Here is a 14826-nt window from a genome sequence, read left to right as displayed (position 1 = left end):
CTAACTATGGCCCTTCGTCTAGATACGCAAATTATGTACTTAAAAGGGGTGGGTCCCAAACTGGGAGACCTGTTCGCGCGCAAGGGCTTGAAAACCTTAAGGGACCTCTTTGAGTTTTATCCGCGAGCCTTCGAAGATCAAAGGGCGGCTCGTAACATTGCCAGTCTCAAACCGGACGATATTGTCAGTATCAAGGCCACGGTGCAAGCTGTCCACAGTGTCAATATGGGGCGCTCAACTCGCAAAATGTATGATGTCGTAGTTCGCGATGCCTCTGGACAAATTCACTGCAAATATTTTCGTGTGCCTTACAAAGGCTACTTTGAACGCTTCAAACCTTTTTCCGAAGTGCGTGTTGTCGGCAAAGTGACCGAATACCGTGGTCGTTTAGAATTTCATCATCCCGACATTCGTGACATCGAAGGCGATGAAGAAAATCAGGATGCCTTGATTCCGTTGTACACAGAGATCGAAGGCCTTGCGACCGCGAAAATCATGAAGCTGGTGCGTGCCGCTTTCGCGCAAATCGAAGAATGGCCCGAAGAGACTCTGCCAAAATGGATGCGCGAAAAGTATAATTTGAAATCCCGCAAAGATGCCTTGATGGAAATCCATCATCCGTTGCCGGATCGTGCGCAAGAATATGTAGAGTTTAAAAGTGCAGCTCAACGTCGTTTGATTTTCGAAGAGTTCTTTTGGTTGGAGCTTTTCTTGGCTGCTAAAAAATCAGGTTTTCAGAAGGAAACTGCGCCACTGATTAATAACGATGGTGCAAAAGTCGCGGCCTTGGAAAAGTCATTGCCATTTCCATTAACGAGCGCGCAAAAGCGCGTCTTTGGTGAAATCAAAGCTGACTTGGAAGCCGGTCACCCCATGCATCGTCTGGTTCAAGGCGATGTGGGGAGCGGTAAAACTTTGGTAAGCTTTATGGCGGCAGTGTACGCAGCTGAAAGCGGTTTCCAATCTTGCCTGATGGCGCCAACCGAGATTCTGGCCGAGCAACATTTTAAAAATGCTAAAAAAGTTTTGGAACCTTTGGGGATTCGTCTGTCTTTGTTGGTCGGAAAAACCAAAGCCGCCGAAAGAAAGCAGATTCTTTTCGACCTTAAAACGGGTGATACAGATTTGATCATCGGAACTCACGCTTTGATCGAAGACGAAGTGGAATTTGAAAATCTGGGGCTTGCCATCATCGACGAGCAACATCGTTTCGGTGTTGAACAGCGGGGCATTTTAAAAAGAAAAGGCAACTCACCACACTTTTTGGTCATGACAGCAACACCTATCCCGAGAACTTTGGCGATGACAGTGTATGGAGACTTGGATGTTTCGATCATTGACGAAATGCCTCCAGGTCGCAGTCCAATTCAAACCCGTGCGATTTTTGAAAACAAACGCTCGCAGGCCTTGCAGTTCATGCTTGAGCAATTGCAAAAAGGTCGTCAGGCCTATTTCGTTTATCCACTGGTGGAAGAATCTGAAAAAATTGATCTGAAAAATGCCGTGGAAGAGTTTGAAAAATTGAAAGCTCAATTCCCGAAGGTTAAATTCGGTTTGCTGCATGGAAAAATGAAGCCCGATGAAAAGGATCAGGTGATGGATCAATTCCGTCGTCATGAAATTCAAGTTCTGGTTTCCACAACCGTAATCGAAGTCGGTGTCGACGTCCCGAATGCCAACATCATGATTATCGAACATGCCGAGCGTTTTGGTTTGTCCCAGCTGCATCAGCTTCGCGGTCGTGTGGGTCGGGGCGAGCACAAGTCCTTCTGTATTTTGATCATGGGCTACGCCGTTTCCGAAGAGGGTAAACAGCGTACCGAGTTCATGGAGAAAACCAACGACGGCTTTAAAATTTCTGAATTCGATTTAGAAATGCGCGGCCCGGGGGAGTTCATGGGAACTCGTCAATCAGGACTTGCTGGCTTTAAAATGGCGAACCTAGTGCGTGACATGGAGTTGTTGCAACAAGCCCGCGAAGCTGCCTTCGAGGTCCTTAAAAAAGATCCAACTCTCGTTTGGCCTGACAACCGTCCCATGAAACAAGAACTGCTGCGCGAGCATGGTCCCGCGGCTCTAGCTTCTATTGCGTAGCACATTGGCGCTTTCGCAAGGTCATGGCGCTCTCATCCGCGGGATTTTCAGTCCCATCCTTGGTCCTGGCTGGAAATCCAGCTAGGGAACAAACAGAAACGTTCCAGAGGTATAAGATTCGAACTTTACAGCAGTTCTTTGATTATTCTGATTAAAACCAAAAGTACCAGGAGAATCTGCTTTATTAGTTTTAAAATCTGCCGATAAGAACAACAGTTGTGGTTATTCATTCGGACCTCCTTCGCGAAATTCGGAAGAGAGGCCGTCCAAAAGGCGACCTTGCGAAAGCAAGAGTCGCTTTTGCATTTTTTAAACCACAAAATCCTGGTGCCTATTTTATAATCTGCACTCGCACAGTTCTTCAGCACAACAAAGTCTCGCTCACAAAAACTGCACACGCATTAAGCGCTCGCTGCGGATTGATTTGGCAGAAACTGCTTTTTGATTCTGAGTGATCCTCTGACGTGATAAAAGCTCGTCCCTTATGCAACATGATTTACAAAAAGCGGATGATCAAAAAATTCGCACTGAATTGTTTTCGACTTCGAGCCAACTTATTAAAAAAATCCGCAAACTTGAAAAAGATCATGCCGATTTTCTGTTGTGTGATCAGATGATGTATCACGACTGGCGTAAGCTCACTTTCCGGGAGGAGTTGCAAGAAATTGAAGCACTCGAAAGGCGCCAAAAGATTTTGAACACCTTTCAAGTGCATCTTAATTACGTCGCAACGACCTCCAATGTATCGCCAGCACAAGCCTATGCCATGCTGAAAGAAGAGGAAGGGCAGTATCAGTGTGGCGATGATATGTGGAAGTACGTCATCGATAACTTGCGAAAAACGCGATACGAATCCGCAACGCAATCACTACCGAGAGCTCAAAATCCTGCGGTGGAATCTGCCGAACGCGTGGACTTTGCCGAAATATTTTTCAGGGACGATTCGGCCTTAAGTGGGCTCAAGCGCACGGCGCGCTCGGTCTATCATTATCTGAGTGACATCGATAACCAGAAAATAGAGCAGCATCTGGCAGATCCGACTGCAGGCTATCGTTTATTTAAAGAAAGCCTGCAAATCACTATCAAGTGCGGCGACTGGCATCTTTTAGGCAGAGTCTGGAAAAGTGCCGATCCCAGCTATCGCCAACGATACCTGCACAATATGCCAATGCATCTTAAGAAATTCTGGCAAAAAGTTATTTCTGACAACGAACGCGACGAAGCCCTGGAGGAAAGCCGAACGGATGCTGACACTGTATTGCGGACAACTTATCACAAACTCGTGCGCTTGCTTCATCCCGATAAACTTGTCGGGCAGTCTTTGGAATACCAACAGTGGGCCTCAGTAAAGTGGCAACGAACTCAAGCAGCCTATCAGGATGGAGATGTCGCAGCGTTAAAGCGTCTTGAATTACTGTGTCTGGCTGAATTAGGGCAGTTGAATGATCTCACCACCGAAGAGATTTCTCAGTGCTCGGATCTTTTCGAAACAGAACTCGAGTCTTTAAAGAAAAGTATCGCTCAGTGTACTCAACATCCAGCGTGGAAGTTTTCCAGCCGCCGAAGTTACGATTCATTAAAACAAAGCGAGTATGACGAATTAAGAAAGCACCTGATCCCATTGCGCGCCGACGTCTCCGCGATGGAAGTTTTGTTAGAGGGGTATGCGAGCAAGTGTCATTGACTTCTTGCGGAACCGCAGCGGAAATGAAAATTACCATTCTGTCTGCAAGTGGGATTTACTTTTTTGATCCCACTTCGAACCAATCGATGTTCAAGCAGCGTAAAACTTCTGAATCGGAAGGTGCTGCTTTTTTTGTTGCCTTTTCGACGGTCTCAACCAAAATTTTTCTGATATCGTTCGCCGCCTCCTGAGACAAAGCCATGGGGCCGGAATAAAACAAGTTCTTTTCTGAAGGACTCTCCATCGCCTGCAGGCCTTTCAAGCGCCAATTGGAATGATGACGATTGACGAACGGGGAGTCGTGCCCCACGTGAGTTACCTGAGGGCCAATATCTAAACGACCCTTTTTTTCGACGATCAACTCGTGGCCTTTTAAAAAGTCCATGACCTTACTGACCAAAGCGCGATCTAAATTCAAATATTGGGCGACAGCAGTGGCGTTATCAAGCTGAGGAATCGAAACTCCCAGGCGAACAGCACTGTAATACCATTGGGAATAGAACGTCGCTTTGTCTTCGTCGGTAAATTTTTGGTGTTTCACACGATTTTTTAAAGCGGTCGCAGCTGTGCGAATTTGTTCCAATTGCCTGTCAAAGTAAGCTTGTAAATCCCTGTTCCCAGCGCGACTTTTTTGGATCAGCAACATAAAGTAATCGCGCTCTAAATCCGTGAAGCCGATGAATGATGAAATGGCGAGTCCTTGCTCCACCGTCAAATCACGATCCCCGCGAAAAATCTGACTCATCACCACTGAGTTCACGTTTAAATGCAAAGCCATCTGACGAAGCTGGCCATGTCCATTGCGCGGTTGGCTTGCGATCCATTCGTTGATGCAGTGTTTATAGTCGTGAAAGTCAAAAATGTTCATGGAATGCTTCCTTTAAGCCGGAATTTAAAGTTAGCGTAAATGTTAAGTTTATAGATAACAATTAAATTAATAGATGTAGAATGCAAATTTCGACAGGGCGATACTGAGTTTGTTCAACGATTGAATAAACACGGAGGTTTAATGAAATCAGCATTGGTAACAGCAGGATTGCTTTTCTTGGCTTTGCAAAGTCACGCGAAACCACAAGGCGGCGTTGATGGCGGCGGAGGTAAGAGTGTCGTTTGTCGCAACTCCAAAGGCCAAATCACTTCAGCTCAAACATTGGATTTGTTTGAAGCTAAGAACGTCTATAATTTAAAGTTGGTACAATTTAGCGGAAGTGCAGAACAAATTTCGGCTAAGGTTCAAGCTAAGCTCAAGGACTCGATTGGTTCCGGCTATGATTACAATCCCTTCTATGTACGCGTGAATAGAATCATGAAATTCGTCCCAGCCAGCGCAGTGATTAAACCAATCGATGATGCAGCTGAAGTGGTCTTGCCAAAAAACTGTCAACTTGAGCAGTTAGCGCATTATGTGGACGATGAAACGCTGTTGGTAAGTCAGGAAATTTGGAGCCATCTGTCCAACACTGAAAAAGCTGCATTGATTTCTCACGAAGCCGTTTATCGTGTGGATCGTGCTTTCGGGGCGAAAGATTCTCGAAGAGCACGCCGTATCGTGGCCCATTTGTTTTCTGACTTCGCTTTTGAAGAGGTCAATGGCGACATGCCGAAAGGGGCGAAAAGTTGTACCGCTTCAGTGAATGGGCGCATGACTTACCAGTTTAACTACTATCCATCCACTGATGGAAAGAAGACCGTCATGCAATTTGAGTGGTTTGGCGGGAAGCCCGTTTTTACCAAAAAAACGGCCACCTTTCCAATCGCCTTACCTTGGCTAAGCAGTCTGCCAAGTCGCTGCAACGGAAATCCTGAATGCAAAGTTACTGAGGGAGCCGTGGCCTCTAAATTTGAAGGCGTAGGTTCGGTTCAGGTTTCTCGTGGGGTCTTTAAAGATGGGGCATTTAACAGAGAAATGTTTTACATTGAAGATGCCGTCGGTAAGCACACGCTGAACTGCTATCCTGGTTCTGATGATAATGTCGTTCAATTGGAAGTAACTAAATCTACTCGCTTTGTTATTCCTGCCAATACCAGTAGTTGTTATTCACGAAAAATTGCGGCAGCCAATGGAACCGTTCCAGAACTTGATGTTGAGGGTGCCTATACTAACATTCCAAAGTTGCTGTTCAAGCAAACAAATCCCAACCGTGACTTATATATAAGCGCGGTGAAGGTCTATGTTTCTGATGTGGATGGGCATGAAAGTACGTGTGCCTTTGGCGGAGATCAATTGGCAGCTTTAAGTGATCAGTGGTGGGTAAATAAAAACAACGATGCTCTTATTTCCAAGGGCACCACCGCGTTCGGTACGGATTGCCCGGTTATCTGTGGTGGGTTTTCTATGGATGGCCCTTACACGGCGACGGGGACTGTAAAAGTTTATGGTTACACTCAAAGTGACGATGGGGAAGATCAAGAACCTGTGGTTTTGTCGGCGCCGATCACAGTTTCCAATTTCTAAAAGCAATTTTCTAACTTGTCCGTCCAGCGTCAAACGCCGATCCCGAAAAGATCGGCGTTTTTATTATTGAAAAAATAATTTTTTCGAACTTGCCTTAGGAAACAAACTCCCTCATGCTTTTGTTAGGAGTCGCTTGGATAGTGACTTCTACGTACACAAGGATGTGTTCTTCATGAAAAAGTTTCTAGTCGGCATGGCGGCCGCTTCTATTTTATTTTCTACCTCTGCTTTCGCAGCGGTTCCTCAATACAAAGTGAATATGCGCGTGGGCCTTAAGGGTTCTGCTCCTATTTCGATTAACACAGTTACTAAATCCGGCAAAAAAGCATACATCAGCGAATTTTCTGACGACGGACAAAATGAAACGATCGTTGAAGTGATGGCACGTAAGTCCCAGCAAAATAACAAAGCGGGCTTATATATGGATGTGACAGTGACAAAACGGGTGCGTGGGCAGAAGAAAATCTCTGAGCGCACTCAAGTTTTCGCTCCTGAAAATCAAGAAACAGAATTCGGCGTGAGCAATAAAGGTAAGATGGCTGGCAATCTTTCGCTTGCCGTCATGGCGCATCAACTTTAATAAAAATTGTGAAGTTCCTTTGCTTTGGTGGGTTCATCATGTTGCAATTTTTCTCGCATGGAGGGAATTATGCAAAAATGGACTCGTCTATTTATTACGTCAGCACTTGCGGTTACGACTGCTAGTCCTGCATACGCAGGAAGCCTATTGAGATTCAACTCAGGAACAGTAAATCCTGGTTTGCAAGCTCAAGCTCTTACTTTCTCTGATAAAGTCGCTTCAGACTATATCGTTCAATTTTCTAACAAGATCACAGCGAAGGATCGCTCGGCTCTTCAAGCACGCTTTGAGGTGTTTGGCTATTTGCCAGACGACGCTTTGGTTGTGCGCGGGACATTGTCGGATTTGAATTCATTCCGTCAATCCCACCCAGGTGTTTACGCGATCGTAAAATACCAAGCTCAATACAAAATCAGCAGTGATATCGCTCCTGTAAGCGTATTTAATAAAGATCAATCTCAAAGTCTTTTGATCCAGCTTTTCAAATCTTCTGATGCAAAAGCGGTTGTGGCTTCATTGAAAAAAATGAATGCACAACTTCAAGTGGTGAATGGTAAATCCATCGTGGTAGTCGTGTCTCGTTCGCAAATCTACAACATCGCAAACTTGACGGGCGTTGAGCACGTGCAAAGTACTCCGGAAATCACAACTATGGATTTCCCATTGGATCAAAAAATGGATCCAGTTGTTAAAGGTGCTGGCGATTACTCAGATATCAAAGGTGACGAAACAGGAACTAAAACAATGAAGTTTGATTCTGTTTGGTCTTTGGGTCTAACGGGTCGTGGTCAGATCGCGGCTATGGCAGATACAGGTTTGGATTCTGGTAATATCAACCAAATCGCATCTGACTTCTCGGGCGCAGTTAAATCGGGTTACGCTTTCGGTTTGTGGGCTAAAACTTGGGAAGATCCAATGGGGCACGGAACTCACGTGGCGGGTTCTATCCTGTCTCGCGGTACAGCTTCTGGTGGTCGTCTTAAAGGTGGCGCCTACGATGCAACGATGGTTGCTGAAGGCATGTGGTCTCCAATGCTTAACGGTTTAAGTGTTCCTTCTAAGCTTGCAGATTTGTTTGAAAAAGCAAACGCAGACGGTGCGCGCGTTCACTCCAATTCATGGGGTGCCGTTAAGAACTTCGGGGCTTACGACTCTATGGCTGTTCAAGTCGACGAGTGGATGAACAACAACCAAGATATGCTTGTGATCTTCGCAGCTGGTAACAGCGGTGTCGACATGAACAAAGACGGTCGCATCGATGGCGGTTCTATCGGAACTCCAGGGACTGCGAAAAACGTTCTAACTGTTGGTGCTTCTAAAAATAAAACTGCGACAGGTGGTATCCAGGTTCCAGTCAGCAAGCTTCGTGCAGCTGCTGAAGCTTGGTCTGCAGAGCCGATCTTTTCATCGATGTTGTCTGACCGTGATGATGGTATCGCGATGTTCTCTTCCCGTGGTCCTACTTTGGATGGCCGTGTGAAACCAGAAATCGTAGCTCCAGGTACAAACATCCTTTCTAACCGTTCTCACATCAAAAATGCTTCTCCACTTTGGGGCGCATACAATGATGACTATGCTTGGTCGGGTGGTACTTCTATGGCGACTCCTCTAACAGCAGGGGCCGTGACTGTTACTCGCCAAATGTTGGTTGAAAAATGGGGCGTGCAAAATCCTTCTGCAGCTGTGCTAAAAGCAATGATCATGCACTCTGCAGATGATTTGTACCCAGGTCAGTTCGGTGAAGTCGGTGCAGCGAAAGGCCAAGAGCTTTTGACTCGTAGACCTAACTCTGATGAGGGTTACGGCCGCGTGAACATGGATAACATGGTTAAAATGATGAGCAACACTATCGTTGCTGATGACCGTGACGGTGTGGCGACAAACCAATCTGAAACTTATGAGTTCAATCTAAATGCTCCAGGCAAACTGTATGCAAACTTGGTTTGGACGGACGCTCCGGGTTCTGCGAATGCATCTAAAGCATTGGTGAACGACCTTGATTTGATCCTAACTGGTCCAAACGGAACAGTTTCAATGAACGATCACGTGAACAACGCTGAGATGATCGAAACGACTTTGCCAGCGGGCTCTTACAAGCTAACTGTTAAAGGTAACAACGTTCCTGCGGGCAAAAACGGTGGCCGTCAGCCATACGCCCTTGTTTTCAGCGTTCAGTAGTGACTGTTTAGTAATTAATCGATTATTGATTAAGTAATTGAAATAATTGAGCAAAAGCCCCATTTATGATGGGGCTTTTTTTGTTTGAAAACCTTGGAAATCTTTTCCAATGCGCCGCTCAGATTTGATAACTCGTGTCAAATTTGATAGAACTAGCACGGTTATAAGTGGCTATAAGTGGAGGTTTCCTGATGCTGACGTTCAATATCGGCGATAATGCAGTTTATCCCGGCTATGGTGTGGTAAAGGTCGTCGCGATCGAGACAAAAGAAATGCTCGGCGCAAAGATCTCTTTCTACAACATGCAGTTGGTAGATACGGGCCTTAAAATCATGATCCCTACAACAAACGTTAAGTCTGCGGGCCTTCGCCCCATCATCTCTAAAGATGAAGCGGCTCGTGTTGTTAGTATTCTGAAAGAAAAAGACGTTAAAATCGACAATCAAACATGGAATCGCCGTTACCGCGAGTACATGGAAAAGATCAAAACTGGATCTGTATTCGAAATCGCTGAAGTTTTACGCGATTTGTTCCTTTTGAAAGCAGATAAAGAGCTTTCTTTCGGCGAACGCAAGATGCTTGATTCTGCACGTTCCCTTTTGTTGAAAGAGCTGACTTTGGCGACAAGCGAAGCAGAATTGTTCAACGAAGAGGAAGTAAAAGCGATCTTCGGCATCACTGGTTAATTCTGGACGACTTCGAAAAAACATAATAAGTTCAAGGCTTGGATTTTCCAGGCCTTTTTTATTTTTCGGAGCCGTTCGATGTCTTCACAAAACTCTTCTAAAGTTCGCGTTCGTTTTGCCCCTTCTCCAACGGGATATTTGCACGTTGGTGGCGCTCGAACTGCCTTGTACAACTATCTTTTCGCCAAGAAAAATGGCGGTGAATTCATCCTTCGTATCGAAGACACGGACGAAGCACGTTCCACTCAAGAATCTTTGCGTGGAGTTGTTGACGACCTGGTTTGGTTGAATCTTTTGTGGGCTGAAGGCGTTGACCCGGTTACTTTGAAAGACGTCGGTCCCAATGGTCCTTACAAACAAAGCGAGCGCATGGGCATCTATAAGAAAATTGCTGAGCAGCTTTTGGCTGACGGCAAAGCTTACTACTGCTTTTTGACGGACGCTGAAATTGAAGTGCAGCGTGAGGCTCAAATGAAGGCGGGCGGTCAGCCGCATATTCAATCTCCTTACGCTGATTGGACTTTGGATCAAGCCAAAGCAAAAATGGCAGAGGGCGGAACTCCCCCAGTTGTTCGTTTTAAAACGAAGCACCTTAAAAAAGACTATATCTTTAACGACATCGTTCGCGGCGAAGTAAAGTTCCCATCCGACATGGTTGGGGATTTCGTTCTGCTTCGTGGCGGCGGTATGCCGGTTTATAACTTCTGCTGTGTGGTGGATGATCATTTGATGAAAATGACCCACGTATTCCGTGCGGAAGAGCATCTTCCGAACACTCTCCGTCAGTTGATGATTTACGAAGCGATGGGATGGAAAGCACCTGAGTTCGGTCACATGGCTTTGATCTTGGATGAAGACCGTCAAAAACTTTCTAAACGTAAAGGTGCCGTGGCTTGTGGTCAGTTGAAAGACGAAGGCTATCTGGCGTCGGCAGTATTGAATTTCATCGCACTTCTTGGTTGGTCACATCCGGAAGGTAAGGAGATCATGTCGGTTGACGACATGGTTGCTGCCTTCGATATCTCTCGTTTGAATCCTTCGGGGGCGATCTTTGACCGCGTGAAATTCAAATGGATGAATGCGCAGCACTTGCGTGCTTTGCCCAATACAGAGTTGTGGAAGGCGATTCAGCCGTTCCTGGCTCGCGAGAAAATGGAATTGCCGTCAGATCCCGTATGGCAGGATAAGTCTTTGAACTTGTTTAAGCCGTACATGGAAGTTTTGGCTGATGCGATTACTTTGTACCGTCCGTTGAATGACAACTCTTACGTGATTCAACCAGACGCAGAAGAAGTGATGAAGCTAGAAACGACGAAAGCCGTTTTGACGACTTGGAAGGAATTGGTTCAAGCCCACGGTGCTGAATACATGACAGAGGAAGAATTCCTTAAAATCCAAGACGAAGTAAAAAACAAAACGGGTGCGAAAGGTAAGAACTTGTTCCAGCCAATTCGCGTGGCTGTGATCGGTCAACCTCACGGAGCAGAGCTAAAAATCCTGGTTCCGCTAATGAAAAAGCAATCCCTGGTGACTCGTGCAGAAAAAGCACTAGCGACTCTGTAAGGAAATTTATGTCATTGAAGATTTACAACTCTCAATCCCGTCAGTCCGAGGAATTTGTTCCTTACGATCCGAAGCATGTGAAAATGTACGTGTGTGGTCCGACGGTTTACAACTTCCTTCATGTCGGTAACTTCCGTGGACCAGTCGTGTTTAATATGGTTCGCAATTGGTTGGAGTATTTGGGCTTCAAAGTTTCCTATGCTTTGAATTTTACGGATGTCGACGACAAAATCATCGCGAAAGCGAATGAATTGGGAATGGCTCCTGGCGAGCTTTCTGAAAAGTACATTGCCGAATACAAAACTGACTTTGCAAGTTTGGGCCTTCGTCCGCATGATATGAATCCAAAAGTGACTGAGCATATGGAAGACATCCTTTCAATGGTCGGTACATTGATTGATAAAAAAGTCGCTTACGAAGCGCAGGGTGACGTTCTTTACTCGATCGAAACTTTCAAAGACTACGGCAAACTAAGCGGTCGCCACACGGACGAATTGCTTGCCGGTGCTCGTGTTGAGGTGGACGAAAAGAAACGTTCTCCGATGGATTTTGCTTTGTGGAAGGCCGCTAAACCAGGGGAAATCTCCTGGCCGTCTCCATGGGGCCCGGGTCGTCCCGGCTGGCACATCGAGTGTTCGGCGATGATTAAAAATATCTTTGGTGATCAGATCGACATTCACGGTGGTGGTATGGATTTGATTTTCCCACATCATGAAAATGAAATCGCGCAGTCGGAAGGCTGCACGGGTAAGCATTTCGTAAAATACTGGATGCATAACAATATGCTTAACTTCGGCGGTCAGAAGATGTCGAAGTCATTGGGTAACATCGTTTCTCTTCGTGAATTTGTGACGATGTATAATGCCGAGATCTACAAATGGATGATTCAATCCGTTCATTACCGTACGATGAGTGAGTTCGGTGATGCGGCTGTGGATCGTGCGATTTCTGGTTTGGCGCGCGTGTATTCAGCGATGGCGATGGCGGAAAGCTATCTGACTCCGGAAGTCACTCAAGTGGATGCAAGTTTTGCGAAAATCACAGAAGACGCTTGGAAAAAAGTTGAAGCTGCGATGAATGACGACTTTGGAACTCCCGAAGTTTTCGCTGTGATGTTTGAAGTGGTTCGCCAGTTCAATAACCAAGTTCGCCGTGGTATGAAGGCAAACCCTGCAACCCAGGGGAAAGCTTTGGCCTTCAGTCAGTTCATCAAAAAGATGGGTGCAGTATTGGCATTGTTCCAAGAGCCCGCGCATGATTTCTTGATTAAGCTGGATAACATGCTTTTGGATAAAGCAAATATCAAACGCGCTGACGTCGATGCCCTGGTAGCAGAGCGTTCGTTGGCTCGTGCGAATAAAGATTTCGCTAAGTCTGATGAGCTTCGTAATAAGTTGGTCGCGATGAATATTTCTGTGAGCGATACGCCAGAAGGTTCCTTCTGGGAAGTTACGAAATAGGGAATAATTAAAGGGCTTCGAATGAAACCCTTTTTTATTGCTTACGACATTACACTGACGCGTGCAGCAACCTCAGCGGAAGTGGAAATTGCATCGCTGTTATACTCGCAGAGGGAAATAGCTCTAATAAGATGAATTGCTGCAATCAGTTACCGAAGCGGAGATGAAACTGTCATGAATGAACGCAGTTATACCGCCGTGGTGGTTTCTGAAAGTGGTTTTTTGTGTGGAACTACGAACCGCAATGTCGATCGCACGAGGCCTCCGCAGTAAATCACTCCAAGACTGCTCCACATTAGGAAGATTCCATCGAATGGAACTCGAAAGCGATTTTCGGATTTGAAAATATAAACCGTAAAGAAAATCGTTAAAATCAACAGTGCACAGACTTCATTGAAGGAATTGCTTCTTTCTGCTGAAGATTGCTCGTCGTCAGAGATTGAATTGCTTTGATGTGGGCTCGAATTTCTCTGATGTTGGTTTCTTAAGCCAAGGCGGGGATCGAAATTCTGTGCAAAAGAATTGCGTCGGCGAGAAAATGCCAGCGCGCCGATCAATGCCAATGGTAGCAAAATCCACTCGAAAATCGGTGCCCAGAATTTGTATAGAAAATCTATGTCGGAGCCCGCGACGGGCCAAGTGCTGTTTCCATAGAAAAGATAATTGATATAGCGAAGACTTTCCACCATGACCCACGGATTTTCTTTCGCACAGTTGGCTCCAGCTTTCCAAAAGTAAGCCTGGTCGGTGAACGGACGGTCCCATTTTTTAGCGGTAGTTTCTTTTAAGGTCACAAACAGCGGAGACATCCAGCCAGCGCCTGCGGAGTCGGTATTGTTTTTTGACGGACATTTTCCTTCGACGAAATTTAAAGCTCCTGCTGTTGGACCCCATTGCCACTGGTTATAGGCCCATTTCGTAAATGCCAGATGGGGAGTCATGATAACCAGACAGCCCAGTGCCATCATCGCAACTTTTCTAAAAGCAGAACGAATTTGCGCGCGCTCGCGATATAAAAGCCACAAGCTGAATGCGGGAACAAAGAACGCGTGATTGCCCTTAAAATAAAACGAAACCATCACTAAAACGCCGACCAAGAAATAATCGCGAAGCTTAGCAGATTCCAAAGCCCGGGAAATTCCCCACAACGTCAGCATAATCAAAAAGCTGTAAGGTGATTCCGCCATATAGCGGGCCGTGAAGCCAATCTGCGGAACGTCCAACGACAAAAACAAAAGTGTTAATAAAGCCGCAATTTTTCCAAAATGTTTCAAGACTAAAAGATACCCAAGCAATACCGTACCCATCGATACGAAAATACTGGCCCACTTATGGAGTTCCCAATCGCCGAGCAGGCGCAAAGCCAAACCGTAAATCGTGTAACCGATCGGTTGAAATGTCTGACCTAAATTGAATGACCCGCGAAGCATCTGAATGCCGCGCTGAAAGTACCCCGCCATATCGGAAAACAAAAACATTTCCGGAGGCATCACCACTTGCGTGGTCCAAAACCGCAAAAGAAAACCCATGAGGAAAATAGCAATAACGGGGATCTTCCAGCGATCAGAAGGTAACGGGAGTTTTGCATAAAGCATACCGCATAAAGCCATACACAAGACGATCAAACCACCTAACAACTGCGGGGCACTCCAATCTTTATCCAGGTAAAAACCAAAGCTTCCACCGAAAGAATCCCCAGTCAAATTCCACGAGGTGGCTTTCCCCATAACATCCAGACGAGAATATATCGGAAGCCCTCGCTCGTTATTGCAACGAAGTTCCGGAGAGGCGGGGAGCTTCCAATCCACTCCATTGGTGCTCATCGAATTGATGCAGCTTAAAGTTCGCAAGCGAAACTGCTTCAAATTCATCCACGATGGCAATAAGGAGGCGCGAGTATCGAACTGCACCCAAAAAAGGCCGCCCTCGGCCGGGTTGTGATCTTTGATGATAAGGGGAATGGGGGAGTTGGTTTCGGTCTCTAGATTCGGACGCACGATTTGGATGTTTTGCATTTTCGGTGTCAGCAATTGAAACCAATTCAGGCAAAGGATCCCAATAAAAAAACTGAACCAAAACAGGCGTGTTCGTGCAAATTCCATGGCCGAAGCTGTAGCCTCGGTCAT

Annotated in this window: 10 protein-coding genes; 8 read left to right on the top strand and 2 right to left on the bottom strand. The window is 46.0% G+C overall.

The window, feature by feature from the left end; translation table 11 throughout:
- Positions 1 to 6 precede the first annotated feature (6 nt).
- Positions 7 to 2094 (top strand): ATP-dependent DNA helicase RecG, encoded by a 2088-nt coding sequence (recG, locus tag HW988_RS11570; RefSeq protein WP_181604417.1) that lies wholly within the window; start codon positions 7 to 9, stop codon positions 2092 to 2094.
- Between the two features lie 484 nt (positions 2095 to 2578).
- On the top strand, positions 2579 to 3778 hold the full coding sequence (locus HW988_RS11565) for a DnaJ family molecular chaperone (protein WP_181604416.1): 1200 nt from the start codon (positions 2579 to 2581) through the stop codon (positions 3776 to 3778).
- A 55-nt stretch (positions 3779 to 3833) separates the two neighbouring features.
- Here HW988_RS11565 and HW988_RS11560 read toward each other — a convergent pair whose 3' ends face one another.
- Positions 3834 to 4646, bottom strand: coding sequence for a DUF4423 domain-containing protein (locus HW988_RS11560; protein WP_181604415.1), 813 nt, complete (start codon positions 4644 to 4646; stop codon positions 3834 to 3836).
- A gap of 141 nt (positions 4647 to 4787) precedes the next feature.
- Between HW988_RS11560 and HW988_RS11555 the strand changes: the two genes are divergently transcribed.
- The 6 genes from HW988_RS11555 (at position 4788) to cysS (ending at position 12700) form a co-directional block, all read left to right on the top strand.
- Positions 4788 to 6233, top strand: a complete 1446-nt coding sequence (locus HW988_RS11555; RefSeq protein ID WP_181604414.1) for a hypothetical protein — start codon at positions 4788 to 4790, stop codon at positions 6231 to 6233.
- A gap of 172 nt (positions 6234 to 6405) precedes the next feature.
- Positions 6406 to 6813 (top strand): hypothetical protein, encoded by a 408-nt coding sequence (locus tag HW988_RS11550; RefSeq protein ID WP_255489966.1) that lies wholly within the window; start codon positions 6406 to 6408, stop codon positions 6811 to 6813.
- A gap of 69 nt (positions 6814 to 6882) precedes the next feature.
- A complete protein-coding gene (locus HW988_RS11545; RefSeq protein ID WP_255489965.1) occupies positions 6883 to 8991 on the top strand; it encodes a S8 family serine peptidase in 2109 nt (702 codons plus the stop codon).
- A gap of 191 nt (positions 8992 to 9182) precedes the next feature.
- Complete coding sequence (locus HW988_RS11540; protein WP_088613941.1) at positions 9183 to 9677, top strand: CarD family transcriptional regulator; 495 nt, start codon at positions 9183 to 9185, stop codon at positions 9675 to 9677.
- A gap of 78 nt (positions 9678 to 9755) precedes the next feature.
- On the top strand, positions 9756 to 11240 hold the full coding sequence (gene gltX / locus HW988_RS11535; RefSeq protein WP_181604412.1) for a glutamate--tRNA ligase: 1485 nt from the start codon (positions 9756 to 9758) through the stop codon (positions 11238 to 11240).
- Between the two features lie 8 nt (positions 11241 to 11248).
- A complete protein-coding gene (gene cysS, locus HW988_RS11530) occupies positions 11249 to 12700 on the top strand; it encodes a cysteine--tRNA ligase (RefSeq protein WP_181604411.1) in 1452 nt (483 codons plus the stop codon).
- Between the two features lie 188 nt (positions 12701 to 12888).
- On the opposite strand, the gene HW988_RS11525 is transcribed toward cysS, so the two are convergent.
- Positions 12889 to 14802, bottom strand: coding sequence for a glycosyltransferase family 39 protein (locus HW988_RS11525; RefSeq protein WP_181604410.1), 1914 nt, complete (start codon positions 14800 to 14802; stop codon positions 12889 to 12891).
- Positions 14803 to 14826: the final 24 nt, after the last annotated feature.

Origin of the sequence: Bdellovibrio sp. KM01, from assembly GCF_013752535.1 — a bacterium.
Lineage (GTDB): Bacteria > Bdellovibrionota > Bdellovibrionia > Bdellovibrionales > Bdellovibrionaceae > Bdellovibrio.
Note: the sequence above shows the minus strand (reverse complement) of the source record. Positions and strands in the feature narration are given on the sequence as shown.